This is a genomic window from Microbispora sp. NPDC046933 (assembly GCF_040644635.1).
Lineage (GTDB): Bacteria > Actinomycetota > Actinomycetes > Streptosporangiales > Streptosporangiaceae > Microbispora.
This window is the reverse complement of the sequence record NZ_JBEYWW010000014.1, coordinates 37,357-63,231: the sequence shown is the minus strand read 5'-3', so window position 1 is coordinate 63,231 and position 25,875 is coordinate 37,357. Positions and strand designations below refer to the sequence as shown.

Below are 25,875 nucleotides of genomic sequence, written 5' to 3'. Positions count from 1 at the left end.
TATCGATACTCTGCCGAGTCATGTCGACAACCCGCCATCCCGCCGGCGGCGGCCCGTCCCGCGTGCCGCTGGCCCACCGCCAGCGCATCGACTGGCACGACCACGCCTCGCACCAGCTCATCCATCCGCACCGCGGGGTGTTGCGGATCTCGACCCCGCTCGGCGACTGGGTGGTGCCGCCGCACCGGGGCGTGTGGATACCGGCCGGGGTGACGCACGCGCATGAGGCGTACGGGCCGACCGAGATGCGGGCGCTGGTGTTCGCCCCTCCGGTCAACCCGCTGCGGCTGGACCGGCCCACGGTCCTGGCGATCACGCCGCTGCTGCGGGAGGTGGTGGTCGCCCTGACCGGCGACGACGAGCTGACCGCGGGGCAGCGCGCCAACCTGGAACGCGTGCTGCTCGACCAGCTCCGCGGGGTCGAGGCGCTTCCGCTGTGCCTGCCGGCGCCGTCCGATCCCCGGCTTCGCGACGTGGCCGCGATCCTGGAGGCCGATCCGGCGGACGGCCGGACGCTCGCCGAGCTGGGCGCGGCGGTGGGCGCCTCGGAACGCACGCTCAGCAGGCTGTTCCGCGCGGAGACCGGCATGAGCTTCCCGCAGTGGCGCACCCAGCTGCGGCTGCATCGCGCGCTCATCCTGCTGGCCGGCGGCCGATCGGTGACCTCGACGGCCACCGCCTGCGGCTACAGCGGGCCCAGCGCGTTCATCCAGTCGTTCAAGCACGCCTTCGGCACGACCCCGCACGCCTACGTACGCCCGTGAGACGGCCGGCTAGGGGCGGGTGAGCACCACGTAGCCGGCCTCCCGGAACACCACCCGATAGCCCTGCTCGCGCAGCGTCTCGACCCGGGCGATCTGCCGGCGGACGGAGTCGAAGGGGAACGTCCTGGCCCCCACGTCGGCGGCGACCCAAGGCGCCCCGCGCGGCGTGCGGTCCCACAGCAGGGTCCGCGTACGCGCCGACAGGGCCGGGGCCAGGGAGCCGGCCGCCTCGACCAGCACGCCGTCCGGCACGGCCGCGACGGCGCGCCCGGCCGCGCGCGTCCGTGCCGTCTCCGCGTAGAAGGACGGCGTGAACAGCGCGCCGAACGAGAAGAACGGCACGAGCGCGAGCGCGGTGGCGAGCACGAGCAGCGCCCATCCCCGCACGAGCCTTCCGGACCGTCCGGGAAGCCGGGCGGCCACCCGCAGCGCGCCGTCGACGCCGGCGGCGAAGACCACCGCGACGACGAAGGCCGTGTAGTGGTATCGCGGCGTCCACCAGTTCGGGTAGGTGCTGGCGAGCATGCGTTCCAGCAGCGGCGGCAGCAGAGCGAGCCCCAACGGGGACAGCAGGGCGGTGAACAGCACGGGAGCGAGCGTCAGCGCGAGCGTGCGCAGCTTCAGCGGCGGGTCGGCGAGCAGCGCGACGACGTCGCCGGGCCGCGTGACGGCGTGCACCACGGCCCGGCGCAGGTCCGGGCCCAGCGTCCAGTACGCCCAGTAGTAGTCGGCCCTGCCGCCGAAGTGCGGGATGAGGAGCCGCGTCGCCACCAGGGTCGCGGCGACGCCGCCGACGACGAGCAGCGCGCCCGGTCCCCGGTCGCGGCGGCGGGTGAGCAGGAACAGCCCGAACCCGGCCACCAGCAGGCCCATGTCCTCCTTGACCAGCAGAAGTGCCAGCCCGGCGAGGACGGCCGTCCGCCTGCGCCCGGCCTGGTGACGCTCCAGCATGGCCGCCGTGAGCAGCGGCGCGAACGCCGCCTCGTGGAAGTCGAAGGCCACGGCCTCGGTGATCGGCCACGACAGGGCGTAGGCGACCGCGACGGGATAGGCGACGCCCCGCCCGGCCGTGACCGCCGAGGAGGCGCGGAAGGCGTACGCCCATACGAACGGGATCGACAGCGCGAGGAGGACGGCCTGCGCGACGAGCAGCGTCGCGGGCCCGTCGTGGAGCCAGTACAGCGGCGCCAGCAGCGCGAGCGCCGGAGACCAGTGGTCGCCGAGCAGGCAGAACCCCGGCCCGAACCCGTTGTGCACTCCCTTCAGCATCGACACCGGCGGCTGGAAACGCGCGTACGAGCGGATCGCCTGGTCGAATATCACCAAGTCGTACGCGCCCGCCCGGAACCGCGCCAGCGTGACGCACGAATAGAACGCGTAGAGCGCCGCCGCCGCGGCGGCGAGGGCCGAGACGCAGGCGAGGTCCCTGCCGGTCACGCATCCGGGGGCGAGGTGTCCGGTGGCGCCGTTCCCGCCCATGCGGTCGCCGCGCCGCGCCCGCGACCATCGTGCGACCACCCGTGCGACTGCTCGCGCGATCCCCGCCATCCGTCCCGTTCGCTTCCGCCTGCTTCCTGCGGCAGCCTACCCACGCCACCACGGCACGGGCCGGAACCGCGCGTGACCAGTGGACTCGAAATCGGAACCGGTCAAGGCCGACGAGTGGATCACCCCGCTACGGTGTGCGGCAGACTATGAGGCATGCTCCACGGCCGCGAAGCGGAACAGGCGGAGATCGACCGGCTGCTGGCCGATCGCACCGGTGTGCTGATCCTCCGCGGCGAGGCGGGGATCGGGAAGACCGCGCTGCTGGAGTACGCGGCCTCCGCCGCCAAGGGCCGCGTCCTGCGGGTGAGCGGGGTCGAGTCGGAGGCGGAGCTGCCGTTCGCCGCTCTGCACCTGCTGCTGCGCCCGATGCTCGACCGCATCGCGGCGCTGCCGGACCAGCAGGCGGACGCCCTGATGAGCGCCTTGGGGCTGGGACGGGCGGCGCCCGGTGACCGCTTCCTCGTACGGCTCGCCACCCTGAGCCTGCTGACCGAGCTGGCGGCCGACCAGCCGCTGGTCTGCCTGGTCGACGACGCTCAGTGGCTGGACCAGGAGTCGGCGGACGCGTTGCTGTTCACGGCCCGCCGCCTGCATGCCGAGCCGATCGCGCTGATCTTCGCGGCGCGGGACGACGGGACGTCCTTTCCCGCCCCCGGGCAGCCGGAGCTGTGGCTGACCGGGCTGGCCCGGCGACCGGCCGCGAGCCTGCTCGCCGAGCGGGCCGGCGGGCTCCCACTGGCCGTACGCGAGCTCATCGTGGACGAAGCGCAGGGCAACCCCCTGGCGCTGCTGGAGCTGCCGCGTACGCTCACCGCCGAGCAACGGGCCGGAGCCATCGGGCCGCCGGCCTTCTCCCTCGGCGGCGCCGAGCCGGTCTCCGGCCGGGTGCTGGCGGGCTTCCGCGCCGCGATCCTGGAGCTTCCCGCCGCGGCCCGGTCATGTCTGCTGGTGGCGGCCCTGGACGACAGCGGCGACATCGACACGCTCAACCGCGCCCTGCAGGGCATGGGCGTCTCGCTCACCGACTTCGCGCCCGCCGAACGCGCGGGGCTGGTCGGGGTCACCCCCACGCGCGTGGCCTTCCGCCACCCTCTGGTGCGTACGGCGGCGCGGCTGGCGGCGGACGTCGCGCAGCGCGTCGCCGCGCACCACGCCCTGGCCGGGGCCGCGGACGAGGACCGCCGCGCCTGGCACCTGGCGGCGGTGGCCGCCGGGCCCGACGAACGGGTGGCGGGGGAGCTGGAGGAGGCCGCGATCCGCGCCGCGAGGCGCAGCGGCCAGGCGGCGGCGTCGGCGGGGTACGAGCGGGCGGCGCGGCTCTCCATCGATCCGCCGGCCGCGGCGCGCCGCTGGGCCGCCGCCGCGGCGGCGGCCCTGGACGCCGGCCTGCGGCGGCGCGCCGAGGAGCTCACCCACCGGGCCTCTCCGGCGGCGCCGGACCCCGTGGTGGCGGCCGAGCTGGCGCGGGTGCGGGCCACGCTGGCCTTCGAGGCGGGCCGACCGCTGGAGGCGACCCGGCTGATCCTGGACGGCGTCGAGGCTCTGGTCCCGGTCGACCCCGAGGCCGCGCTGCCGATGCTGGGCCTGGCCGTCGTCTCCACCTGGAGCAGCACTCCACATCCCGACCAGGTCGGCCTGGCCCGCCGTATCGCGGACCTGACGCCGCTCGTCGAGGGCCCTCTGAGCGTCATCAAGGAGTTCAGCCAGGACATGGTCCACCTGCTTGAGGGCGACGACACGGCCGTCTTCGGCATGCCGTACTCCAGGCTGGGGCACCAGGCGGCGCTGCCGTTCGAGCTGCGCGCCATGGCGACCTACCTCGGCTTCGTCCACGGCCGGCAGCGCATGATGCTGGAGGACGCGAACGGTCTGGTCGCCGAATGCCGCCAGGCCGGGCGGGTCGGCCGTCTCCCGCAGGCCATGCTGCTCCAGGCCGCGGCGCAGATCCTCAACGGACACCACCGCGCCGCGCGGGCCAGCGTGAGCGAAGGCCTGCAGATCGCGGCGGACATCGACCAGCCGTACTGGCACAACTACCTCACCGGCGTCTCCGCCTGGCTCGCGGCGGTGGCCGGGGCGGAGGAGGAGTGCCGCCGGCTGATGGCGCAGGCGTGTGCGGCCGAGACGTGGATGACCGGCGCCACCTGGGCCACGTACGCCGCCATCATGCTGGACCTGGGGGCGGCCCGCTACACGTCGGTGCTCGAGCGCATGGACGAGCGCATGACCGGGCCCGGCCGGCACGCCTTCATCTGGCGCTACGCCTACCCCGACTACGTCGAGGCGGCTGTCCGGGTGGGCGCTCCCGATCGGGCACGCGACGCGCTCGAGCGCATCACCACGTGGGCGCGTGCGATCGGGCAGCCGTGGGCGCTCGCCGTACTGGAACGCTGCCAGGCGCTGATGACCGGCGACGAGGCGGCGTACGAGCGGGCGCTGGCCCTGCACCGCGAGGCCGGCCACCCCTTCGAGCAGGCCCGCACGGAGTTGCTGTACGGCGAATGGCTGCGACGTCACCAGCGCCGCGCCGAGGCCCGCACCCGGCTGAACGCCGCCATGGAGGCGTTCGTCCGCCTCGGCGCGGCTCCGTGGTCCGCCCGTGCGGCGGCCGAGCTGCGTGCCACCGGCGTCTCGCCGTCCCCCCGCGACAACGGCCGCGACCCGCTGGCCATGCTCACGCCGCAGGAGCTCCACGTGGTGCGGCTGGCGGCGGGCGGAGCGTCGAACCGGGAGATCGGCACGCAGCTCTTCCTGAGCCCGCGTACGGTCGCCTACCACCTGTACAAGGCGTTCCCCAAGCTGGGCATCACCTCGCGCGCCGAGCTCGCCAGGTTCGTGATGACCTAAGCGGACCGGGGCGAGGTGTCCGCCACTACCGTCACATGACGGAGGCGGCACGGCCGCGTCCGTTCCTAGCCTCGGCGGCATGAGCATTCCCACTTATTCACTTGCGGAGCGGGACCGCCGCTGGGCGATCGCCCGCGGCATCATGGAAGCCGAGGGCGTGCAGGCGCTCATCGCGTACGGCGAGCACGAGTGCGTGGATCTCGCGCCCTTCGCCCCGGACGCCTACTTCACCAACGACCGGCCCGGCGCGATCGTCGTCTTCTGCCGCGACGCCGACCCCGTCGAGCTGACCTGGTCGACGCTCCCCGTCGCCGACCACATCCAGGCGAGCAGGCGGGGTGAGGAGCTGTGGATCCCCCCGGAGCGCATCCGGGTGGCCAGGCACGCGGCGGGCGTGGCGGAGGTCCTCCGGGAACATCGCTTGGAGACGGCGGCCGTCGGGGTGCTGGGGCTGGACCCCTACCCGCCGTTCCACATCAATCCGATCATGCCGTACGGGCTGTGGTCCCAGGTGCTGGCGGAGTTGCCGGAGGTCAGCTTCAAACCCGTCGGCTTGAGCTACCTGCTCGCCATCATGCGGCAGTCCGAGGAGGAACTCGCGGTCGTCCGCTATTCGGCCGAGACGGGCGACGCGATGGCCGAGGCCATGCTGGAGGCCGCCCGGCCGGGGGTGAGTGAGGCGGAGATCTACGCGGCCGGCATGGCGGCGGCGTTCCGGCGTGGCCTGGCCGCCCCGGGCATGTTGCTGTCGTCCGGGCCGGGCTTCGTCTCCTGGGGACCGCCCGCCTGGTCCTACCGGCCGCAGGCGCCGCGCGCCGTCGAGGAGGGCGACGTCGTCATGGCCGAGGTGTTCTGCCGCTTCGGGATGAAGGAGACCCAGCACCAGGTGGCCATCGCCGTGGGGGAGCCGCACCCGGAGATCGAGACAGGGGCGAAGGTGGCCCGCGCCAGCTACGAAGCCGGTCTGGCCGCGGCCCGTCCGGGCACCACCTTCGGCGACCTGGTGGAGGCCATGCAGGGGCCGCTGCGCGACGCCGGCGCCTGGAACGTCCACCCGCTGGTCCACACGCTCAACCCGATGGGCCCCGTCGGCGGCTTCGGCGCCGGCCTGCGCAGGCTGCCCGAGGCGGCGCGGTACGGCCGGCTGTTCGACCTGCCGACCATGGGCGGCCAGCTCCCCCTGATGCCCGGGATGACCTTCGCCTTCGAGCCCAACGCCGTCATCGGCGATCGCCTGACCAATCTCGGCGGCACCGTCGTCATCGGCGAGGACGGCCCCATCGAGCTCAACCCCTTCACCGCCCGCCTGCTGAGGAGCGAGGGATGAACGCGACGACGCACATTCCGGAACGCGAGCTGGCCGAGCGGCCGAGCGGATACGCGGGGCCGAACCTCTCGCCCACGGGCCTGCGGCTGAGACCTCATACCCTCGCGGACGGCGTCCACGCGCTGATGGCGACCATTCCGCCCAAGGACAACAACGGGCTCGTCGCCGGCCGCGACGCCGCCCTCGTCGTGGACGCCGGAATCATCCCGGAGGTGTCCGGACGGATCCAGGAGCTGGTCGCCGAGCTGACCGACCGGCCGCTGCGGTTCCTGGTCAACACCACCTACCACGGTGACCACACCTTCGGGAACATGGCGTTCCCTGCCGGCACCGTCATGCCCGATCTGGTGACCATCGTGCCGGGTCACGGGCCCTCCGGGGACGGCCACGCGGCCATCGACGCGCTGCTCGCCTACCTCGAGCGGCTGCACGACGAGGTGCTCGGAGCCGGGTTCCGGAGTGACGGGGTCTCTGGAGGCGACACGATCGGACGACCCGCGCGCGAGCCGCTCCCGGTTCAGCCCAGGACCGAGAACCAGCGCCCGGCCTCGGTCCACACCTCCAGGGGGCGGAAGCCGGTGCGCGCGGCGAGCGGCCCGATGCCGGACACGCTGACCCGCGCCCAGGCGAACCACCCGGTGACTGTCCCCTCCCGGCGTAGCCGGACCCGTTCCGTGCGGGTCGCGGTGCCGGGCGGATCGAGCTCGGCGACGACCTCGCCGCCGGGCCGCAGCAGCTCGCGGACCCGCCGCAGCAGGGCGTCGGGGTCGCCGCCGATGCCGATGTTGCCGTCGGCCAGCAGCACGGTGCCCCAGCGGCCGGCGCCGGGCACGTGGCCGAACACGTCGCGGCACAGGGCCCGCCCGCCGGCCAGGCGGGTGAGCCGTACGGCCCGGGGGGTGACGTCGATGCCGAGCGCCCGCACGCCGCGCCTCGTCAGCGCCACGGTCAGCCGCCCCGGCCCCGAGCCCACGTCGAGCGTGGGGTCGGCGCAGCGGGCGAGCATGGCCTCGTCCCCCTCGGCGCCGTCCAGCCAGCGCCATGCCTCCAGCGGCCATGTCCTGCCGTCGGCCGACTCGGCCTCGACCCGCGCGCCGTCCAGCGACTCGGCGTAGAGGGGGCCGATCACGCGACGACGTCCGCGCCGAGGGCCGCCAGCGTCGCCGCGAACCGCGAGGAGGGGATCCGCGCGGCCACCGCACGCGCGTCGGCGGCGGTGTCCACGTCGGTCAGCTCGGGCAGCAGGGCGGCCCGCACGCCGGCGGCGCGGATCCGCTCCATCAGCAGCGCCCCGGTGTCGGGCCGGGACGTCGGCAGCCCGGCGAGCAGGGCGGGGTCGGGCCTGCGCTGCCCGAGCAGCCAGAACCCGCCGTCGGCGGCCGGGCCGACAACGACCTCGTGCTCGTCCAGCGACCGCCCCGCCTCGGCCAGCAGAGCGGGGGTGACCTGCGGGGTGTCCATGCCGATCAGCACGACCGGGACGGGAAGGGCCGCCCACGCGTCGGCGAAGGCGGCGGCCAGCCGTGCGGCCAGGTCGTCCCCCCGCTGCGCGACCACGTCGTACCCCTCGGGCAGCCAGGGCCCCGGCTCGCCCAGCAGGGCCAGCACCCGGCGCGCGGCGGGGGCGGCGGTGACGGCCGACAGCGTGTCGCGCAGCGCCGCCTCCGCGAGCGCGGCGGCCTCCCGCGCGGTGTAGGGCGGCGTGAGCCGGGTCTTGACCGCCCCCGGCACGGGTGCCTTGGCGATGACGAGGATCTGCGTCACGGCCTTGGTCTTCACGCCGCCCGCCACATGTCGCGGACGGTCCGCACGGTGCCGCGTACGGTGCCTGTCACCTTCGAGCGGCCCACCCGGGGCAGGTAGTCGACCTCGACCTCGCCGATGCGCCAGCCCGCCTCGCTCGCCCGCAGCACCATCTCCAGCGGGTAGCCGAACCGCCGGTCCCGCAGGCCCAGGGCGAGCAGCGCCGTACGGCGGGCCGCGCGCATCGGGCCGAGGTCGCGCAGCGGGGCGCCGGTGCGGCGGCGCAGCCGCCAGGCGAGCACCCGGTTGCCCAGCCGGGCGTGCGCGGGCCACGCCGAGCCGGTGACGGGCCTGCGGCGGCCCAGCACCAGGTCGGCGGCGCCGCTCACCACCTCCTCCGCGACGTACGGCACCTGCCGCGGGTCGAGGGAGGCGTCGGCGTCCATGAAGCACACGACGGGCGCGGTCGCGGCCTCCAGGCCCGCGTGGCAGGCGGCGCCGAACCCCGGCCTGGGCTCGGTCACCACCAGCGCGCCGTGCCGGGCGGCGACCTCGGCCGACCCGTCGGTGGACCCGTTGTCCACCACGATGGCGCGGCAGCCGTCCGGCATCCGGCCGAGCACCCAGGGCAGCGCCGCCGCCTCGTCGAGGCAGGGAAGCACCACATCGATCTGCATGCCGCAGAAGCTAGGGCCGCCGGGGCCGCCCAGTTCTTACGAAGTGACTACGGGGCCGTCCACGGGGCGGGAGGGCGGCCCCGGCGCGCCTACGGTGTCGGTCGTGACGGCACGGTGGATCGCGGGGCGGCGGGCGCTGGCGGCCTGGGCGGCGCTGGTGGCGGGCGCGTTCGCCGTGGGCGGTCTGCTGCACGCCCGCGGGGCGCTGCGCATCGACCACCTCCCGCCGCTGCACGCGCTGGCGCGGCTGCCCACGCTCGCGCTGTTTCCGGCGGCGGCCTTCGCCGCGGTCGCGGTCCCCGCGCTGCCCCGGCTGACCGCGCACCTGCCGATGCGCGCGGCGCTGGCGGCGGCCTTCGCCGCGTCGCTCGCGTGGACGGTCCTGCTGGCCGTGTCGGGGGAGGGGCTGGCGTGGCCGTTCACCCACCCCCAGGAGTACCTGGCCGGGCTCGGGGCCGTGGGTGACGACCCCCTCGGCTGGCTCGCCGGGTTCACCCGCGCCCTGCCGGCCTACCCCACGCACGTGCGCGGCCATCCGCCGCTGCCGGTGCTGGTGCTGTGGGCGCTGGCCGCCGCCGGGCTGCCGGGGCCGTTCTGGGCCGCCGTCCTCGTGGTCGTGACCGGGTGCTCGGCCACGGCCGCGATCGGGCTGGCCGTGTGGCGCGTGGCGGGGGAGGAGGCGGCCAGGCGGGCGCTGCCGTACCTCGCCCTGTGCCCGGCGGCGGTGTGGATCGCGACGACCATGGACGCGTTCTTCGCGGGCGTGGGGGCGTGGGGGACGGCGCTGCTGGTGCTCGGCGCGCGGAGCCGGGCGGGCCGGGTGGCGCTCGGCCTCGGCGCGGGGCTGGCCCTGGGCGCGCTGCCCTACCTCAGCTACGGCCTGGTGCCCTACCTGCTCGTCCCCCTCGTGGCGGCCGTCGCGGCGGGGGTGCCGCGTACGACCGTGGCCGCCTGTCTGGCCGGGATGGCGGCGGTGAGCGCCCTGTTCGCCGCCGGGGGGTTCTGGTGGCCCGCCGGAGTGCTCGCCACCCACGCCGAGTGGGCGGCCGATCCCGGCGCGGCCCGGCCGTACCTGTACTTCCTGGTCGCCGACCTGGCCGTGCTCGCCCTGGTGACCGGCCCGGCCGCCGCCGTGGGGCTGGTGGCGCCGGGGCGGGCCGGGGAGCGGATCCTGCCCGTGGCGGCGCTGGCCGCGGTGCTCGCCCTCGACGTCAGCGGCGTCACCCGGGGTGAGGTGGAGCGGATCTGGCTGCCGTACGCCCTGTGGGTCGTCGCGGTGGCGGGGCGTACGGGAGCCGGGTGTATGGGAGCAGGGTGTGCGGGAGACCGCCGCCTGCTCGCCGCGCAGGCGATGGCGGGCCTGCTGCTGCAGGGCTTCGTCCGGTCGCCCTGGTGAGCGAGCCGGGATCGAGTCGTACGTCAGCCGGCCAGCGGGGCGTGGGCGAACTCCCGCATGCCGTCGGCGAACCGGACCCGGGCCCGGAAGCCGAGGTCGGCGGCGGCGCGGTCGGGGGAGGCCACGATGTGCCGCACGTCGCCGAGCCGGTAGCGGCCGGTGACCTCGGGGGCCGGCCCGCCCCGCGCCGCGCTCAGCGCGTCCGCCAGGTCGCCGATCGTGCGGGGCTCGCCGCTGGCCACGTTGTACGCGCGAAGCCGCCCGGGCGGGGCGGACTCCAGCGCGTCGAGCGCGGCGAGGTTGGCCGCCGCGACGTCCGCGACGTGGACGAAGTCCCTGCGCTGGCCGCCGTCCTCGAACACCAGCGGCGGCCGTCCGGCCTCCAGCGCGGACCGGAAGATCGCGGCCACCCCCGAGTAGGGGGTGTCGCGCGGCATGCCGGGGCCGTACACGTTGTGGTAGCGCAGGGCGACCGCCGCGCCGCCGGTCTCGCGGGCCCAGCCGGCCGCCAGGTGCTCCTGGGCGAGCTTGCTCGTGGCGTACGCGTTGCGGGGATCGGCCGGGACGTCCTCGTCCACGGTCCCCGGCGTCAGCGCCCGCCCGCAGCGCGGGCACGCCGGCTCGAACCGCCCCGCGGCCAGGTCCTCCTCGTCCCGGGGGCCGGGGCGCAGGCGGCCGTGCTCCGCGCAGTCGTAGACGCCCTCGCCGTAGATCACCATCGACGACGCCAGCACCAGCCGGGCGACCCCGTGCCGCGCCATCGCGGCGAGCAGCACGGCGGTCCCGAGGGCGTTGACCGACACGTAGTCCGGCAGGTCGGACACGTCGACGCCGAGGCCGACCTTGGCCGCCTGGTGCACGACGGCGTCGGCGCCGTCGAGGGCGCGGCCGACGGCGTCCTCGTCCCGCACGTCACCGGCCGTGACGTCCTCGCCGCCGCGCAGGTCGAATCCCCGCACCTCGTGCCCGGCGTCCCGCAGCAGCCCGGCGACGCGGCTCCCGATGAAACCGGCCGCGCCGGTGACCACGATCTTCATCCCCGTGACGGTAACAACGGCCCGCTCCGCTGAAAATTTCATGTTCCTTACGGAATGACCGGCCCGGACGCGAGCGGCCTTTGACGTGCCCGTCCCGGCGACGGATGATCCGGGCGATGCCGTCGGCGGGTCGTGCCAAAGGGGTGGGTCTTGTCCAGACTGTCGTGGCCGGCCGCGTGGACCGCGGCGGGCGCCGTCGCCGCCGCGCTGCTGGCGGCCAACATCGCAGCGCCGCCCGTCCTCGCGACGAGTGTGACGACGGCGTACGCCGCTTCCGCCTCCGCGGGCGAACCGTCGCCGCAGCCGACCGGGACCGGTCCCGCCGGTACGCCCACGACGCCGGGCGAGGTGCGGCCCTGCCCGCCGCCCCTGCCGACGGGCGGCACGCCGCAGGGGGTGGTCGGCCTGTGCTGGACGGCGTCCACCGACGACGTCGGCGTCACCGGCTACGAGGTCTACCGCCTCACCCCGGACGGCTTCGTCAAGGCGACCTCGACCACGTCCACGATTACCGTGATCACCGGCCTGACCATCGGCCGCACCTACACCTTCTCCATCGTGGCCAAGGACGCCGACGGCAACACCAGCCCGCCCACCGCGCCGTTCAGCACCACGGCGGTCACCGGCATGTCGGTCTCGCCGAGCCCCGGCACGGGCGACACGACCCCGCCGACCAGGCCGGCCGGGATGCAGGCCAACTGCCTGCCGGACTTCCGCGGCACGTCCTTCTGCTGGACGCCGTCCACCGACGATGTCGGCGTCACGGGCTACGACGTCTACCGGCGCACCGACACCGGCTGGACGCGGGCGGGCACGGCCTCCGCCACCGCCCGGCACTTCACGGAGGGCAACCTCGTCACCGGCCAGACGTACGTCTACTTCGTCGTGGCCAGGGACGCCGCGGGCAACCTCAGCCTGCCGTCCGATCTGGTGACGACCGTGGCGTCGGCGGGCTTCCCGACGTACTCGCCGCCCCCGGTCAGCTGCAAGATCAAGTACGACTGGTGGCCCTGGGGCGGCGGCTTCACGGCCACCGTGACGATCACCAACCTGGGCCAGACGGCGACGAACGGCTGGACGCTGCGCTTCGTCCTCCCCGACGCGGGACAGAAGACGACCAGCGGCTGGTCGGCCACCTGGTCCCAGTCCGGCAAGGACGTCACCGCCGCGAACACGTCGTGGAACGCGGTGATCCAGCCCGGCGCGTCCCTGCAGATCGGGTTCACCGGCACCTCCACGGGCGCCAACCCCGAGCCCACCGGCTTCACACTGAACGGCGGCACCTGCATCCGCGGCTGACCGCCGTACGGGCCGGATCCCGCCGCGGCCGGTTCGTTCACCGCGTGACGGCGGCCGCGGCCCGTCTGAAAATTTCACGGTCCCTGAGGGACGACGGGCGTGGACGCGAGTGGCCTTTGACGGGCACGGCCCGGCGACGGATGATCCGGGCGATGCCGTCGGGGGATCGTCGTCCCGGAGGGGTGGGTCTTGTCCAGACTGCCGTGGCCGGCCGCGTGGACCGCGGCGGGCACCGTCGCCGCCGCGCTGCTGGCGGCCAACATCGCAGCGCCGCCCGTGCTCGCGGGCGGCGCGGCCGGATTACACGCCGTCCACGCGATGCGGACCGTCTCGCCGTCGCCGTCGCCGTCACCGGGGGCGGATGTGAAGGCGCCGACGGCCCCCGGCGGCCTGCGGGCGTGCCCGCCGCCCCCGCCCCCGAGCGGAAGCTTCCAGGGTGTCGTCGGGCTGTGCTGGACGGCGTCCGCCGACGACGTCGGGGTCACCGAATACACGGTGATGCTCCTCGGAGAAGACGGCTTCTCGCCCGTGGCCTCCACCTCCCGGACGACGGCCGTCGTCACCGGGCTGGTCCACGGCCGGACCTACACGTTCTACGTCGTCGCCAAGGACGCCGCCGGGAACACCAGCCCGCCCTCCGCGCCGTTCAGCACCCCGGCGATTTCCGGCGTGAACGTGACGCCGACCCCTCCCACGGGTGACACGACGCCGCCGACCAGGCCGACCGGGATGCAGGCCGACTGCCTGCCCGACTTCAACGGCACGTCGTTCTGCTGGACGCCGTCCACCGACGACGTCGAGGTCACCGGCTACGACGTCTACCGGCGCACCGACACCGGCTGGACGCGGGCGGGCAGGGATCTGCCCAGCACGGCCCGGTCCTTCACCGAGAGCGGCTTCAACTCCACCCCCGGTCAGGAGTACGTCTACTTCACCGCCGGTCAGTCGTATGTCTACTTCGTCGTGGCCAAGGACGCCGCGGGAAACCTCAGCCTGCCGTCCGACCTGGTGACGGCCACGGTGCCGGTCGACTACCCCACGCACTCGCCGCGCCCGGTCGGCTGCAGGGTCGAGTACACCTCGTGGTCGTGGTCCGGCGGCTTCACGTCCACCGTCACGATCACCAACCTCGGTCAGACGGCGATGAACGGCTGGACGCTGCGCTTCGTCCTCCCCGACGCGGGACAGAAGGTCGTCAACGGCTGGTCGGCCACCTGGTCCCAGTCCGGCAAGGACGTCACCGCCGCGGCCATGCCGTGGAACTCGGTGATCCAGAGCGGGGCGTCCCTGCAGATCGGCTTCAACGGTTCCCTCGCGGGCGCCAACCCCGAGCCCACCGGCTTCACGCTGAACGGCGGCACCTGCCTCCGCGGCTGACCGCCGTACGGGCCGGATCCCACCGCGGTCGGTTCTCCCACGGTTCTCACACGGCGAAGAGCAGGGCGGCGCTGATGAGGACGACGACCGCGGTGGCGAAGTGAATGCCGAACGCGACGGCTTTCGTGCCGCCGTGCCGTAGCACGATCACGGTGTCGCCGAGCGGCGCCAGCGCCACGACGAGCATGAACCAGGCTTCCGCGCGGGCGCCGGCGCCCGCCAGCAGGGCCAGGCCGAGGACGCCGAAGGTGGCGTCCCGCAGTCCCTTGATCGTGAGATAGGCCGCGTCGCCGTTCGGGACGGCGGGCACGCCGTACCCCGCCGCGGCAGCGCGGGGCTGGAGCAGGAAGCGGGCTCCGATGAACAGGACGAGCAGGTCGAGCACGATCGCCAGTGCGTATGCGGTGGTGGTCACGCCACATCTCCTTGCTAGCAACGCTAGGAACAAGAGCGAAGATAACAGAGCGGCGGCAACAACGCTAGCGGCGCTAGAATCCTGGTCGTGTCGAGACATGCCCCGCGGACGGCGTGCGGGCCCGGCGCCCGGGCCGGCGGGGTCGGCCGTTTTCGGGGGGTGATTCGGGGCAGGCAGCACGGTATGCCGCTGCTCGACACCACGCTGCTCCTGCTGTTCGAGGGCTACGCCTGGCTGCTGGCCCGCTGGCGGGAGACCCAGGGGGAGATGGTCCACACCCGGCTGATGGGCCGGCGCGCCGTCGTGCTGCGCGGGCCGGACGCCGTCCGCTTCTTCTACGACGACAACCACGTCCAGCGGGCTCCCGCGCTGCCCGAGCCGATCAAGAGCACGCTGTTCGGCCACGGCGCGGTGCACACGCTCGACCAGGCCGCGCACCGGGCGCGCAAGGACATGTTCATGTCGCTGATGACGCCGCGGAGCGTCGCCGCCCTGGTGGGCGAGACCACCGCGGCGTGGGACGCGGCGGTGGCGACCTGGCCGGACAGGGGAGAGGTCGTGCTCCTCGACGAGGCCGCCCGCGTCATCACCCGGGGGGCGTGCCGGTGGGCGGGCATCCCGCTCGCCGAGGAGGAGGCCGAACCTCTCGCCGCGGACCTCGTCGCGCTGGTCGACGGCTTCGGGTCACCGGGCCCGCGGCACTGGCGGGCCCGCGGCGCCCGCAGGCGGCGCGAGGCGTGGCTGGCGGGACTGGTCGAGGACGTGCGGCGCGGGGCCCTGCGGGTGCCGGACACCTCGGCGCTCGCCGTGGCCGCCCGCCACACGGAGCCCGACGGAGAGCCGCTCGCGCCCCGGATCGCGGCGGTCGAACTGCTCAACCTGGTGCGCCCCACCGTCGCCGTGAGCTGGTTCCTCGCGTTCGCCGCGCACGCGCTGCACTGCTGGCCGGTCAACCGCGTCCGCCTGGCCGAGGACGCCGACGGCACGTACGCCGAGGCGTTCGCGCACGAGGTGCGGCGCTTCTACCCCTTCGCGCCGTTCGTGGCGGGCAAGGCCGTCACGGACCTTACCTGGAAGGGCGAGCAGATCCTGGCCGACTGGCTCGTGCTGCTCGACATCTGGGGCCAGAACCACGACCCGGCGCTCTGGCCGAACCCGTGCGCGTTCGACCCGCGACGCTTCATCGGGCGCGAGATCGGCCGGTACGACCTGATCCCGCAGGGCGGGGGCGACCCGGCGGCCGGCCACCGGTGCCCGGGCGAGCCCGTCGTCGTGGGCCTGCTGGAGGCCCTCGCGCCGCGGCTGGCCCGGCTGGACTACACCGTGCCGGAGCAGGACCTCGGCGTCTCGCCGTACCGGATCCCGGCCCGGGTGGCGAGCGGCTTCGTCCTGCGTCCGGCCGGCGCGGCCGTGACCCGCGAGCCTGTGGGGGCGGAACGGCGGCGCCCCTCCGTTCATCCTTTGTAGTTGAAGACCTGGCGCAGCGTGTGCCGGACCTCCACGAGGTCCTTCTGGTCCGCCATCACCTGGTCGATCGGCTTGTACGCCTCGGGGTGCTCGTCGACCAGGGCGGCGGCCCGGTCGGCGTTCCAGGTCCGGCCGCGCATCGCCTCCCTGAGCGAGGCCGGCGACAGCTCACGCTTGGCCCGGCTCCTCGACATCCTGCGCCCCGCACCGTGCGAGCAGGAGTTGTACGACAGCGGGTTGCCCCGTCCGCGCACAATGTAGGACCGGGTGCCCATCGAGCCCGGGATCACGCCCTCGTCCCCGGTGTCCGCCTTGATCGCGCCCTTGCGGGTGATCCACAGCTGCTGGCCCTGATGGGTCTCCATCTGGGTGAAATTGTGGTGGCAATTGATCGTCCGTACCCGCGTACCGGCGCCGACGACGCGGAACAGCGCCTCGCTCAGCACCCTGTCCATCCGCGCCCGCGACGCCATGGCGTAGCGCTGCGCCCACAGCATGTCCTCGATGTACGCGGTGAACTCCGGGGTGCCCTGGGTGAAGTAGGCGAGGTCGTAGTCCTCCAAGCCGATCTCCAGGCGCCGCATGAGCCGCTTCGCGCCGTTGATGTGCGCGGTGGCGAGCTGGTTGCCGATCCCGCGCGAGCCCGAGTGCAGCACCGTCCAGACCCGGTCGCGCTCGTCGAGGCAGACCTCCACGAAGTGGTTGCCCGAGCCGAGCGTCCCGAACTGGCATGCCACCGTGTTCTCCTGCTTGGGCGTCAGGCCGGTGTGCGGCCGGCCCAGCTCGCCGAGCGCGCGGTCCACCGCGCGGTCGTCGTGCCCCTTGCCCACGCCCGCCGGGATGCGCCGCTCCACCAGCCGCATCAGCGGGTCGAGCGAGTCGGGCAGGTCGGCGGCCGTGAGCGTGGTCTCGGTCGCGACCATGCCGCACCCGATGTCCACGCCGACGGCGGACGGGATGATCGCGCCCTCCGTGGGGATCACGGAGCCGACCGTCGCGCCGATGCCCACGTGCGCGTCCGGCATGAGCGCGACGTGACCGGGCACGAACGGCAGGCGCGCCGCCCGGGCGGCCTGGACGATCGTCCCGTCGTCGATCTCGCTCGCCCAGGACAGCACCTTCGGGGCGATGTGCTTCGGCATGGTTGGATCCCCTCCTCGGTCGAGATCCACTGTGCCGGGCGCCGGGCGGGAATCCCAACCGAATATCGCGCGGAAACTCGTTTGCCGCCCTACCCGCCCGCCGTCCATCATGCCGAAATGAGCCACGATTCCCGCGACCCCGGTGGTCAGGACGAGGAGGAGGAGCGGCATCGCCGTGGCGGCGAGGACGGCCCGCCCCCACCCGCCCGCGGCGTACGGCTGCCGTGGACCGCGGTGCCCGCGCACCTGCGGCTGGCCGTCGAGCGGCACCTCGGAGACCGCGTGACCGGGGCCGTCACCCAGCCCGGCGGCTTCTCGCCGGGCGTGGCGGCCCGCCTGCGGCTCGCGGGCGGCGGCCGGGCCTTCGTCAAGGCGGTCGGGCCCGAGCCGAACCCGCTCAGCCCCGGCATCCACCGCTCGGAGGCCCGGGTGGCCGCCGCGCTGCCGGCCACGGCGCCCGCGCCCCGGCTGCTCGCGTCCTTCGACGAGGACGGCTGGGTGGTCCTGCTCTTCGAGGACGTCGAGGGACGGTCGCCGGCCCAGCCCTGGGATCCGGCCGAACTGGACCTCGTGCTCGACGCGATGGCCGAGCTGGCCGAGTCGCTCACTCCCGCGCCCGTGGCCGTGCCGCCGGCCGCCGAGCGGTTCGCGGAGGAGTACCGGGGATGGCGGCGGCTGGCCGCCGGCCCGGACGGCCCCGGTGTGGACGGCCCCGGTGTGGACGGACTCGGTGTGGACGGACTCGGTGTGGACGGATCTGACGCCGCGTGGGCCCGGCGGCACCTGGACCGGCTGGCGGAGCTGGAGGCGGCCTGGGATCGGGCGGCGGAGGGCGACACGCTGGCCCACGCCGACCTCCGGGCCGACAACCTGCTGCTCACCGCGGACGGACGCGTGTACGTGGTGGACTGGCCCTGGGCGTGCCTGACCACCCCCTGGTTCGACCTGCTCGGGATGCTCCCGAGCGTGGCCATGCAGGGCGGTCCGCCGCCGGCGGAGGTCTTCGACGGCCACCCGGTCGCGGCGAAGGCGGACGGCGACGCGGTCACCGCGGTCCTGGCCGCCGTGACCGGCTTCTTCCTGCAGCGGGGAAGCCTCCCGCCGCCGCCGGGCCTGCCCACGCTCCGCGCGTTCCAGCTCGCGCAGGGCCGGGCGGCGCTCGCCTGGCTGCGGCAGCGGACCGGCTGGCGATAGGCCCCGCCGGGGCCGAGGCCCCGTAGCGCGTCCCTATCTCCCGCCCGCGTCTCTGGCGGCCGCGACCGCCGGCGGGATCGCCAGCAGGCCGAGCAGGATGAGCTGGGTCTGGCGCTGGTCGAGAGATTCCGCACAGGCGTCGGGGAGCCGGCCGTTCCGGTCGCCGTACCAGGGGGTCAGGGCGGCGGCGGGCGGGCCGCAGCGGGACGTGGGCGGATACAGCGGCCACAGCGCCATCGCCAGGATCAGGCCGAAGAGCACGACCAGCACACGTTCGGCGTCGGACGCGCTCCTCTCGTGCCGCCCGAGCCTGCGCCACTGCCCGTACGCCCAGAAGTAGGCCGCCAGCGCCACGGCGGTGAAGACCCTGGCCGCCCGGTCGTAGTTGGAGCTGTCGGACGCGCACGGCGGGCCGTAGCAGTCGGCGGGTTCGACGAAGACGAACAGCAGCACCGCCGCCACCAGGCACAGCAGGGAGGCCCACCACGCCGGATGCCAGGCGATCAACCACGGGCCGATCCGGACGCGGCCCTCCGTGTCGTGATTCACGCCCTTGAGACTGTCTCGACGCTCTTGCGGCCCACTTGTGACAGACAGGCACGGCGGCGGCGGCGGCCGGAGCGGAGCCCGGGACCCGGGCCGGGGGCCGGACCGCGGAGGCGGGACAATGGCGGCGCCCGCCGGGGCCGCCCGGCGTGTCAGAACGCGCATGGACCGGGGAGGCGCGGAGACGATGAACTCCATAGCGGCCGCCGCCGTATTCGTCTGGCTCGGGATGGTGCTGGCGATCTCCTTCATGGAGGCGCCCCTGAAGTTCCGCGCGCCGGGGGTGACGATCCCGATCGGGCTCGGCATCGGCCGTCTCGTCTTCCGCGCCCTCAACGCCGCCGAGGTCGTGCTGGCGGTCGTCGTGATCGCGGCGGTCGCGACCGGAGCGCCCGGCGTGGCGGTGGCGGTGCTCACGGCGGTCGCCTCGATCGTCCTGGTGACCCAGCTCGCCGTCGTACGGCCGTCGCTCAACCGCAGGTCGGACCGCGTCCTGGCAGGGGAGGACCCGGCGCGGCACAGGTCGAGGGCGCACCTGTACTACGTGGCGCTGGAGGTCGTGAAGGTCCTGTCGCTGCTCGCTCTCGGCTGGGTCCTCCAGGCGGTGTGAGAAGGCGCAGGGGGCCGCCCGCGGCCGGAGAGGCGAGCCGTCAGAGGCCGGCGACTGGCGCGGGGAGCCGGTGAGATCGCTTGCCGGGCGAGGTCAGGGGCGTTTGACGACCGTGAGCAGGACCGCGCTGTCCTCGACGGCGTCGAGCGCGTGCCGTGCGTCGGGGATGGCCAGCAGATCGCCGGACCGTCCCTCCCAGAAGGCGTCGCCGCTGCTCAGCCGTACATGACCGTGCAGCACCAGCAGGGTCGCCTCACCCGGGCTCTCGTGCTCGGCGAGGCCGGTGCCGGCGGTGAGCGCGAGCAGCGTCTGGCGCAGCGCCTGCTCGTGGCCGCCGTGCACGGTGTCGGCCGCGCGCCCGCCGGAAGCGGCGGCGGCGCGTTCGAGTAGTTCCCTGGCCCGCGCGTCGAGAGAGATCGGCTCCATGCCCATCAGTCTTCCCCAGGCTTCCCCAGGCTTCCCCGGCTCCATTCGGCGCCCGGGAAAGGCGATGGCCGTGGCGGGGACGTGGCCGTTAAGCTGGGCTGCGCACACGAAAACGCGGTCCCGGTCGGTAGCCCGGGCACCCGCCGGCCCCCGGTCGATCCGAACCGGTGCCGGCGGTCTCGTATCCGCCTCTCGTGTCCCCTCGGGGAGCCTCGGAGGATGTCCGGTGTGCCGGAAAGCGGCTTCGCCAAGCCGCCAGTCGGCATACCTGTGGAGGCATCGTGGTTTCCCTGTCCGTCTACTTCGAGAGCCCGTTCTGGGTGGGCGTCCTGGAGATCGTCGAGGACGGCGAGCTTCGCGCGACCCGGTTCGTCCTCGGCTCGGAACCCACCGACCCCGAGCTGTACGAGTTCCTCATGCGGCATGGGGTCGCCCTGCTCGAACGCGCCGAGGCGGCCCCCGCCGTACGGGTGGGGGAGCGGGGGGAGCGGCGGGTCAATCCCAAGCGGGCCGCCAAGCTGGCCGCCCGCGCGGCGGCCCGGGTCGAGCGGCGCGGCACGGCGGCGCAGGAGGCGCTGCGGCTCGAACTGGAGAGCACCAGGAGCGAGGCGCGTGTGAACCGGCGCGAACGCGAGCGCGCGCTGGCCGAGCACCGGCGCGAGGTGGCCCGCCGCAAGCGCGTCGAGCGCCGCCGCGACCGCTGATCTCACGCGGAGACGGACGCGCCGCCCGAGGTCCGGTCGCAGCCGGGGGTTCGTTCGCAGCCGGAGGAGGGGGTCCGCCGGCCGGTCGCGGCCGGGGCGGCGAAACGGCCGAGGAGGCGCGCCGCCGCGAACCCGCCCCGCGGACGGCCCCCCCTTCCGTCCCGGGGTGCGGGAATCACGGCGGGGAGACCGAGGTTGCCGCCATCGTGACGGCAGGGCTTAGGCTTGAGGCTCTCTGGGGTTGGAGGTCCTCTCGTGCTGGTTGACTCGTTCGGCCGGGTCGCGACCGATCTGAGGGTGTCGCTGACCGACCGGTGCAACCTGCGGTGCGCGTACTGCATGCCGCCCGAGGGCCTCGACTGGCTGCCCAAGCCCGACCTGCTCACCGGCGAGGAGATCATCCGCCTGGTGACGATCGGCGTGGAGCGGCTCGGCATCCGGGAGGTCCGCTTCACCGGTGGCGAGCCGCTGCTGCGGCGCGAGCTCGCCGAGATCGTCGCCGCGACCGCCGCGCTGCGCCCGCGCCCCCAGGTGTCGCTGACGACCAACGGCATCGGCCTGGCCCGCCTCGCGGAGCCGCTCGCGCGGGCCGGCCTCGACCGCGTCAACGTCTCGCTGGACACGCTCGACCGCGACGTGTTCGCCCGGCTCGCGCACCGCGACCGGCTGCGCGACGTGCTGGACGGGCTCGCCGCGGCGACGGCGGCGGGGCTCACGCCGGTCAAGGTCAACGCCGTGCTGATGCGCGGCGTCAACGAGCACGAGGCCGCGCCGCTGCTGCGCTACTGCCTCGACCAGGGGTACGAGCTGCGCTTCATCGAGCAGATGCCGCTCGACGCCCAGCACGGCTGGCGCCGCGACGACATGATCACGGCTGACGAGATCCTCGGGCTGCTGAAGGACTCCTTCGACCTCACCGAGGACGACCCGCGCGAGCGGGGCAGCGCCCCGGCCGAGCTGTTCCTGGTGGACGGCGGCCCGCACCGGGTGGGCGTGATCGGCTCGGTCACCCGGCCGTTCTGCGGCGCCTGCGACCGCGTCCGCATCACCGCCGACGGCCAGGTCCGCAACTGCCTGTTCGCCACCGAGGAGTCCGACCTGCGTACGGCGTTGCGCGCGGGCGCCTCGGACGAGGAGCTGGCGGCGCGGTGGGTCGCGGCGGTGCGGGGGAAGAGGGCCGGGCACGGCATCGACGACCCCGCGTTCCTCCAGCCGGCCCGCCCGATGTCGGCCATCGGCGGCTGACGGAGCCCAGAGAGAGCCCGAGAGAGCCCGCGAGAGAGTCCAGGGAGCACCCGTGCGTCCCCGTCCTGGAACCGGTGCCGGTGAGGCGGCCGGCGTGCCGCCGTACGACGCCGTGATCCTGGCGGGGGGCCGGGCCGAGCGGCTCGGTGGCGCGGACAAGCCGGGCGCGCTCGTCGGCGGGCTGCCCCTCGTCGAGCGTGTGGCGGCGGCGGTCCGCGACGCACACGCCGTGGTCGTGGTGGGCCCGCCCAGGGACATGCCGGGCGTGCTGTTCACCCGCGAGGACCCGCCGGGCGGCGGACCGGTGCCGGCGCTGCGCGCGGGGCTCGCCGAGGTGACGCTCCCACTGGTCGTCCTGCTCGCCGCCGACCTGCCGTTCGTCGTCGCCGGCCACGTCGCGGCGCTCCTGGCGGCCGTGCCGGAGGGCGGCGCGGGCGCGGTGCTCGTGGACGACGAGGGCCGCGAGCAGTGGCTGACCGGTGCGTGGCGGACGGCGGCGCTGCGGTCCGCGCTCGGCGCGTACCGGGGCCGGTCGCTGCGCGGGCTGCTCGGCCCGCTGGAGCCGGCGCCCGTGCGCCCTCCGGTGGCGCCCGGCGAGACCCCGCCGTGGTTCGATTGCGACACTGTCGACGATCTCCGCGCGGCCCGCGAGCGGGCCCGGGAACGCGGGTGAAGGGAGTGCGCGTGAACGTGCTGGAGGAATGGACGGCGCTGGTCTGCCGCGAGCTGGGCATCGACCCCGCCCGGGTGGACCGGACCGCGCTGCTGGACCTGACCAGGGATGTGGCGCACAATGTGGCGCGGCCGGCCGCCCCGCTGACCGCCTACCTGGTGGGGCTGGCGCAGGGGGCCGGCACCGCGCCGCCGGACGCGGTGGAGCGGGTGTCGCGGATGGCGAAGGACTGGGCGGAGGCGACCGCGGAGACGCGTGCGACCACTGACACCCCCGACTCCTGACGCCGGCTTCCACGGCCCCGGCGCGCCGCGTAGAGGGGAAGGGCGGGCGCCGGGGGCCGCTCGGCGGAAGGGCCGTCCCCTCCCGGAGACGACCGCGACGGCCGGTCCGTGAGACCTGTGCTGAGTCGAGGCCTGTGCAAAGTCGTCGGAAAAGGGCGGCGCCGGGTGGTTACGGGGGCAAACCACCCGGCGCCGCTTCATCGGCGTTCCGACGGGGGCCCGGAACGCCGGCACCAGCGCTCCGACGGGGGACCAGAGCGCTTGGCTAAACTGTACACCTCCAACCCTTGGGTTGCGTCAAGACTTTGTCACGACCCGATCTCGCGTCGATGGCGTGGTATCTCGTTTTGGTTAGGCGAGGTAAAACCTGGGGGCGGAGGAGGCTCGTGACCTCTCTGATTGGCCCCGATGACGGCAAGGTACGGCAAAAGAACCGCCCCCGCGACGAACAGGGCCTTGACGGGCCAGGGAGCCGGCACCGCCACGGCCAGAATGAGGCAGACGAGGCGGATGCCCATCTTGATGAGGTAGCTGATCTCCCGCTTGCGCACGTCGTCGGACAGCGACGGCTGGGCGTCCGTCACCTGGTGAACGACCGGGCGGTCTTTTCTCAACCAGCGCCATGGATTCACGGTTTCCACGGTAGACCCCGGGGGAGGCGGGGGTGACGCCCGCACGGGGATACGATCACGCGACAGGCACAGGCAGGAGGACGTGATGTCGGATCGCACCTACCGGGTGACCGAGATAGTGGGCACCTCGGCCGAGAGCGTCGACCAGGCCATCCGCAACGGCGTCAGGCGGGCCGCCCAGACGCTGCGGCACCTGGACTGGTTCGAGGTGACCGAGGTGCGCGGCCACATCGTGGACGGCGAGGTGGCCCACTTCCAGGTCGGCATGAAAGTGGGCTTCCGCCTTGAGGACGCCGGGTAAGACCTGGTCACTGGAGACGGTCACCTGCGTGGTCCGCAGAGCCGGTTGAAGCGGTAGCTCGCGTCCGGGCGGCCCGGGGAGCGCTCGGCCGGCACTGGAGCTCACCGAGGGTGACCGGCGCCCCTCGTTCTCGAGGTGCCCGACGAGGGTGTGGCCGCCATGCCGGGGTGCGCGGCCGTCGCGAGCACCGGCGAACCGGCCTCGGTGAGGCGGCGCTGCAGTTCCACGGTGAACAGCAGGTTCGCCGGCGCCTTGGCGGCGGTCTACCTGTGGTTCGCCACCGAGGACACCGCGCTGCCGGAAACCAAGGCACCCCGGGCGCCGACCGGCTCGTCACGGTCGCCGCGCCGTTCGGGCTGATGAACGACCGGATCGCGGTGTTTCTGCTCGACTGGTTCCTGCGCGCACGCGGCCGGTTGAGAATCTTTGCGGAGCGTGGTGGGCCGTAAGCTGGTCACGTGGGTAGAAGAGAGGGCCGGCTGGGGCTCACGACCGCTCTGGCGCGGGTTGCGTTTCTGGTGAATGCGGCCTATACGGAGGCCAGCCGGGAGTTCGGTTTCTCGCCCCAGCAGGGACAGTTCCTGTGTGTTCTACGGCCGGGGCCGTGCGGTATGGGTGAGCTCGGCACCGTGATGGGCCTCGCCAAGTCGACGGTCAGCGGCATGGTCAACTACGCCGAGCGTAACGGTCTGGTGCGGCGCGAGGTCGACCCCGGCGACTCGCGGGCGGTGTCGGTCGCGCTGACGTCGCACGGCCGGGAGGTCGCCGACAAGTTCTACGCTGACGGGTCCCGGCGGATCGAGCAGCTGGCGGTCTCGTTGACGGAGGACGAGCGCACGACGCTCGCGGCTCTGCTCGGCCGCGTCGCCGACGACAACAAGGTCTCGATGATCTTCATGGAGATCTGAGCGCCGCCCTTGAAGTTCGGTCACCGAACTAATATTGTTCGGTGACCGAACTTTCTATTTGTGGGGGCGTGCAGCAATGACGCGTACGGTTGCGGTGGTCGGCGGCGGATACGGCGGCTCCCTGGTCGCCAAGGCGCTGGATCTCGCCGGGGACGTCGTCCTCATCGACCCACGGGAAGCATTTGTCAACGCGGCGGGGTCGCTGCGGGCGCTGACCCAACCCGACTGGGCGGCCAACATCTTCTTCCCGTTCGACACTCTGCTCGAGCGAGGCCGGGTGATCCGTGACCGGGCCACCTCGGTGGATCCGGCCGGGGTGACGCTCGCGTCGGGCGACCGGGTCGAGGCCGACTATCTGGTTCTCGCGACCGGCTCCGGCTACCCCTTTCCCGCCAAGCCGAAGCCATCCGCCACGACCATCGCCCAGGCGCTCGACGATCTCCGAGAGTCACACAAGGAGCTGTCCGGCGCCGGCCGTGTCCTGATCCTCGGCTCCGGCCCGGTCGGGCTGGAACTGGCGGGGGAGATCAAAGAGGTCTGGCCGGACAAGGACGTGACCATCGTCAGCAAGGCCGAAAGCCTCCTGCCCGGCTTCCTTCCCGAAGTACGCGCCGAGCTGCACCGCCAGCTCGGCGAGCTCGGCATCACCGTGCTGCTGGGCGCCACCCTGACCGCGCCGCCCCCGACCGAGGCCGGCCGGGCCGGGCGTTTCACCGCCACCACCGACGCCGGCAACGAGATCAGCGCGGACATCTGGTTCCAGGCGTTCGGGGTGCGGATCACCAGCGACTACCTGACCGACGGCGAACTCACGCCGCTGACCGCGCGAGCGACGGTGCCGGTCACCGACCGGCTCACCGTCCAGGGATACGACCACGTCTACGCCCTCGGCGACATCGCCGACCTCCCCGACCCCAAGATGGCGTCGTACGCCCAGGTGCAGGCGCAGGTAGTGGCCGAGAACCTCAGAGCCCAGCTCGCCGGCGAGCGGCCGAAAGCCGTCCACACGCCGACGCCGCACCAGAGGATCCTGCTTCCGCTCGGCCCGCGTCGAGGTGTCGGCCAGCTGCCGGTGCCCGGCGGCGTCGCGCCGGCGACGACCGAAACGGTCTCTCAACGCAAGGGCGCCGACCTGTTCACCGCCCGCTTCGGCGAACGGTTCAGCCGCGGATGAAGGCAAGCTCGTCATCGCTCCACGACGGGAATCGACGCGAACGCGATCCTGCCTGAATCCGGCCACTGAATCCGCGATCGGACGCTCAAGGTCGACTGCCATGTTCTGCCGCTGAGCGCACGGAAGAGACGGGCACATT

General features: G+C 74.0%; 26 protein-coding genes and 1 pseudogene. 16 read left to right on the top strand and 11 right to left on the bottom strand.

All coding sequences use genetic code 11. The features are described 5' to 3' along the window. Window positions 1–20 precede the first annotated feature (20 nt). On the top strand, window positions 21–764 hold the full coding sequence (locus ABZ857_RS20285) for a helix-turn-helix transcriptional regulator (RefSeq protein WP_357045010.1): 744 nt from the start codon (window positions 21–23) through the stop codon (window positions 762–764). Window positions 765–773: 9 nt separating this feature from the next. On the opposite strand, the gene ABZ857_RS20280 is transcribed toward ABZ857_RS20285, so the two are convergent. Next, entirely contained in the window at window positions 774–2,282 is a 1,509-nt protein-coding gene (locus ABZ857_RS20280) for a DUF2079 domain-containing protein (RefSeq protein ID WP_357045008.1), read from the bottom strand. A gap of 183 nt (window positions 2,283–2,465) precedes the next feature. Between ABZ857_RS20280 and ABZ857_RS20275 the strand changes: the two genes are divergently transcribed. Together ABZ857_RS20275 and ABZ857_RS20270 are read left to right on the top strand one after the other, a co-directional pair. Then, a complete protein-coding gene (locus ABZ857_RS20275; protein ID WP_357045006.1) occupies window positions 2,466–5,159 on the top strand; it encodes a LuxR family transcriptional regulator in 2,694 nt (897 codons plus the stop codon). A 79-nt stretch (window positions 5,160–5,238) separates the two neighbouring features. Beyond that, entirely contained in the window at window positions 5,239–6,486 is a 1,248-nt protein-coding gene (locus ABZ857_RS20270) for a M24 family metallopeptidase (RefSeq protein ID WP_357045004.1), read from the top strand. A 517-nt stretch (window positions 6,487–7,003) separates the two neighbouring features. Here ABZ857_RS20270 and ABZ857_RS20265 read toward each other — a convergent pair. Genes ABZ857_RS20265 through ABZ857_RS20255 form a run of 3 tightly spaced genes read right to left on the bottom strand, consistent with a single transcriptional unit; the run spans window position 7,004 to window position 8,906 of the window. Then, window positions 7,004–7,615, bottom strand: coding sequence for a methyltransferase domain-containing protein (locus ABZ857_RS20265; RefSeq protein ID WP_357045002.1), 612 nt, complete (start codon window positions 7,613–7,615; stop codon window positions 7,004–7,006). After that, complete coding sequence (locus tag ABZ857_RS20260) at window positions 7,612–8,265, bottom strand: TIGR04282 family arsenosugar biosynthesis glycosyltransferase (RefSeq protein ID WP_357045000.1); 654 nt, start codon at window positions 8,263–8,265, stop codon at window positions 7,612–7,614. The genes ABZ857_RS20265 and ABZ857_RS20260 overlap by 4 nt, the downstream gene beginning before the upstream one ends. Then, complete coding sequence (locus ABZ857_RS20255) at window positions 8,262–8,906, bottom strand: glycosyltransferase family 2 protein (protein ID WP_357044998.1); 645 nt, start codon at window positions 8,904–8,906, stop codon at window positions 8,262–8,264. Before ABZ857_RS20255 ends, ABZ857_RS20260 begins: the two co-directional genes overlap by 4 nt. Window positions 8,907–9,009: 103 nt before the next feature. On the opposite strand from ABZ857_RS20255, the gene ABZ857_RS20250 reads away from it, so the two are divergent. Then, the gene (locus ABZ857_RS20250; RefSeq protein ID WP_357044996.1) at window positions 9,010–10,302 is read left to right on the top strand and encodes a hypothetical protein; all 1,293 of its coding nucleotides are present in this window, start codon (window positions 9,010–9,012) and stop codon (window positions 10,300–10,302) included. A gap of 23 nt (window positions 10,303–10,325) precedes the next feature. Here ABZ857_RS20250 and ABZ857_RS20245 read toward each other — a convergent pair whose 3' ends face one another. Beyond that, window positions 10,326–11,339 carry an NAD-dependent epimerase/dehydratase family protein gene (locus tag ABZ857_RS20245; RefSeq protein ID WP_357044994.1) on the bottom strand — a complete coding sequence of 338 codons (1,014 nt, stop codon included), beginning with the start codon at window positions 11,337–11,339 and terminating at the stop codon, window positions 10,326–10,328. Between the two features lie 150 nt (window positions 11,340–11,489). Here ABZ857_RS20245 and ABZ857_RS20240 point away from each other — a divergent pair, with 150 nt between their 5' ends. Beyond that, complete coding sequence (locus ABZ857_RS20240) at window positions 11,490–12,638, top strand: cellulose binding domain-containing protein (protein ID WP_357044993.1); 1,149 nt, start codon at window positions 11,490–11,492, stop codon at window positions 12,636–12,638. Window positions 12,639–12,827: 189 nt separating this feature from the next. Beyond that, a complete protein-coding gene (locus tag ABZ857_RS20235; protein WP_357044991.1) occupies window positions 12,828–14,015 on the top strand; it encodes a cellulose binding domain-containing protein in 1,188 nt (395 codons plus the stop codon). Between the two features lie 46 nt (window positions 14,016–14,061). Here ABZ857_RS20235 and ABZ857_RS20230 read toward each other — a convergent pair whose 3' ends face one another. Continuing rightward, window positions 14,062–14,430 carry a DUF4267 domain-containing protein gene (locus tag ABZ857_RS20230; protein ID WP_357044989.1) on the bottom strand — a complete coding sequence of 123 codons (369 nt, stop codon included), beginning with the start codon at window positions 14,428–14,430 and terminating at the stop codon, window positions 14,062–14,064. Window positions 14,431–14,613: 183 nt separating this feature from the next. On the opposite strand from ABZ857_RS20230, the gene ABZ857_RS20225 reads away from it, so the two are divergent. Further along, a complete protein-coding gene (locus ABZ857_RS20225; protein WP_357044987.1) occupies window positions 14,614–15,897 on the top strand; it encodes a cytochrome P450 in 1,284 nt (427 codons plus the stop codon). On the opposite strand, the gene ABZ857_RS20220 is transcribed toward ABZ857_RS20225, so the two are convergent. Next, window positions 15,885–17,039, bottom strand: coding sequence for an RtcB family protein (locus ABZ857_RS20220; protein ID WP_357044985.1), 1,155 nt, complete (start codon window positions 17,037–17,039; stop codon window positions 15,885–15,887). The genes ABZ857_RS20225 and ABZ857_RS20220 overlap by 13 nt on opposite strands. A 117-nt stretch (window positions 17,040–17,156) precedes the next feature. On the opposite strand from ABZ857_RS20220, the gene ABZ857_RS20215 reads away from it, so the two are divergent. Further along, entirely contained in the window at window positions 17,157–18,233 is a 1,077-nt protein-coding gene (locus ABZ857_RS20215) for a phosphotransferase (protein ID WP_357044983.1), read from the top strand. Window positions 18,234–18,266: 33 nt separating this feature from the next. Here ABZ857_RS20215 and ABZ857_RS20210 read toward each other — a convergent pair whose 3' ends face one another. Further along, the gene (locus ABZ857_RS20210) at window positions 18,267–18,782 is read right to left on the bottom strand and encodes a hypothetical protein (RefSeq protein ID WP_357044981.1); all 516 of its coding nucleotides are present in this window, start codon (window positions 18,780–18,782) and stop codon (window positions 18,267–18,269) included. Window positions 18,783–18,966: 184 nt separating this feature from the next. Here ABZ857_RS20210 and ABZ857_RS20205 point away from each other — a divergent pair, with 184 nt between their 5' ends. Continuing rightward, entirely contained in the window at window positions 18,967–19,389 is a 423-nt protein-coding gene (locus tag ABZ857_RS20205) for a hypothetical protein (RefSeq protein WP_357044979.1), read from the top strand. 93 nt (window positions 19,390–19,482) lie between these two features. Here ABZ857_RS20205 and ABZ857_RS20200 read toward each other — a convergent pair whose 3' ends face one another. After that, window positions 19,483–19,815, bottom strand: a complete 333-nt coding sequence (locus ABZ857_RS20200) for a cupin domain-containing protein (RefSeq protein WP_357044977.1) — start codon at window positions 19,813–19,815, stop codon at window positions 19,483–19,485. Between the two features lie 281 nt (window positions 19,816–20,096). On the opposite strand from ABZ857_RS20200, the gene ABZ857_RS20195 reads away from it, so the two are divergent. From ABZ857_RS20195 to ABZ857_RS20180, 4 genes are all read left to right on the top strand, one after another. Then, a complete protein-coding gene (locus ABZ857_RS20195; RefSeq protein WP_357044975.1) occupies window positions 20,097–20,519 on the top strand; it encodes a YjdF family protein in 423 nt (140 codons plus the stop codon). 255 nt (window positions 20,520–20,774) lie between these two features. Next, window positions 20,775–21,764 carry a GTP 3',8-cyclase MoaA gene (moaA, locus tag ABZ857_RS20190; RefSeq protein ID WP_357044973.1) on the top strand — a complete coding sequence of 330 codons (990 nt, stop codon included), beginning with the start codon at window positions 20,775–20,777 and terminating at the stop codon, window positions 21,762–21,764. A 52-nt stretch (window positions 21,765–21,816) separates the two neighbouring features. Then, window positions 21,817–22,437, top strand: coding sequence for an NTP transferase domain-containing protein (locus tag ABZ857_RS20185; protein WP_357044972.1), 621 nt, complete (start codon window positions 21,817–21,819; stop codon window positions 22,435–22,437). A gap of 11 nt (window positions 22,438–22,448) precedes the next feature. Next, a complete protein-coding gene (locus tag ABZ857_RS20180; RefSeq protein WP_357044970.1) occupies window positions 22,449–22,721 on the top strand; it encodes a DUF6457 domain-containing protein in 273 nt (90 codons plus the stop codon). A 308-nt stretch (window positions 22,722–23,029) separates the two neighbouring features. On the opposite strand, the gene ABZ857_RS20175 is transcribed toward ABZ857_RS20180, so the two are convergent. After that, window positions 23,030–23,353, bottom strand: coding sequence for a DUF3099 domain-containing protein (locus ABZ857_RS20175; RefSeq protein WP_357044968.1), 324 nt, complete (start codon window positions 23,351–23,353; stop codon window positions 23,030–23,032). A gap of 85 nt (window positions 23,354–23,438) precedes the next feature. Between ABZ857_RS20175 and ABZ857_RS20170 the strand changes: the two genes are divergently transcribed. After that, entirely contained in the window at window positions 23,439–23,654 is a 216-nt protein-coding gene (locus ABZ857_RS20170; RefSeq protein ID WP_357044966.1) for a dodecin, read from the top strand. 149 nt (window positions 23,655–23,803) lie between these two features. On the opposite strand, the pseudogene ABZ857_RS20165 reads toward ABZ857_RS20170, so the two are convergent. Beyond that, window positions 23,804–23,899 (bottom strand): annotated as a pseudogene (locus ABZ857_RS20165) (oxidoreductase); the annotation flags it as partial. Window positions 23,900–24,112: 213 nt separating this feature from the next. Between ABZ857_RS20165 and ABZ857_RS20160 the strand changes: the two are divergent. Together ABZ857_RS20160 and ABZ857_RS20155 are read left to right on the top strand one after the other, a co-directional pair. Then, a complete protein-coding gene (locus ABZ857_RS20160; protein WP_357044964.1) occupies window positions 24,113–24,562 on the top strand; it encodes a MarR family transcriptional regulator in 450 nt (149 codons plus the stop codon). 76 nt (window positions 24,563–24,638) lie between these two features. Continuing rightward, window positions 24,639–25,736: an FAD-dependent oxidoreductase gene (locus ABZ857_RS20155; protein WP_357044962.1), complete on the top strand. Its 1,098-nt coding sequence runs from the start codon at window positions 24,639–24,641 to the stop codon at window positions 25,734–25,736. Window positions 25,737–25,875 lie beyond the last annotated feature (139 nt).

Coding starts and splice junctions, on each gene's coding strand:
- ABZ857_RS20285 (WP_357045010.1), top strand. CDS start 21: ATGTCGACAACCCGCCATCCCGCCGGCGGCGGCCCGTCCCGCGTGCCG.
- ABZ857_RS20275 (WP_357045006.1), top strand. CDS start 2,466: ATGCTCCACGGCCGCGAAGCGGAACAGGCGGAGATCGACCGGCTGCTG.
- ABZ857_RS20270 (WP_357045004.1), top strand. CDS start 5,239: ATGAGCATTCCCACTTATTCACTTGCGGAGCGGGACCGCCGCTGGGCG.
- ABZ857_RS20255 (WP_357044998.1), bottom strand. CDS start 8,906: ATGCAGATCGATGTGGTGCTTCCCTGCCTCGACGAGGCGGCGGCGCTG.
- ABZ857_RS20245 (WP_357044994.1), bottom strand. CDS start 11,339: ATGAAGATCGTGGTCACCGGCGCGGCCGGTTTCATCGGGAGCCGCGTC.
- ABZ857_RS20225 (WP_357044987.1), top strand. CDS start 14,614: ATGCCGCTGCTCGACACCACGCTGCTCCTGCTGTTCGAGGGCTACGCC.
- ABZ857_RS20220 (WP_357044985.1), bottom strand. CDS start 17,039: ATGCCGAAGCACATCGCCCCGAAGGTGCTGTCCTGGGCGAGCGAGATC.
- ABZ857_RS20215 (WP_357044983.1), top strand. CDS start 17,157: ATGAGCCACGATTCCCGCGACCCCGGTGGTCAGGACGAGGAGGAGGAG.
- ABZ857_RS20205 (WP_357044979.1), top strand. CDS start 18,967: ATGAACTCCATAGCGGCCGCCGCCGTATTCGTCTGGCTCGGGATGGTG.
- ABZ857_RS20200 (WP_357044977.1), bottom strand. CDS start 19,815: ATGGAGCCGATCTCTCTCGACGCGCGGGCCAGGGAACTACTCGAACGC.
- ABZ857_RS20170 (WP_357044966.1), top strand. CDS start 23,439: ATGTCGGATCGCACCTACCGGGTGACCGAGATAGTGGGCACCTCGGCC.
- ABZ857_RS20155 (WP_357044962.1), top strand. CDS start 24,639: ATGACGCGTACGGTTGCGGTGGTCGGCGGCGGATACGGCGGCTCCCTG.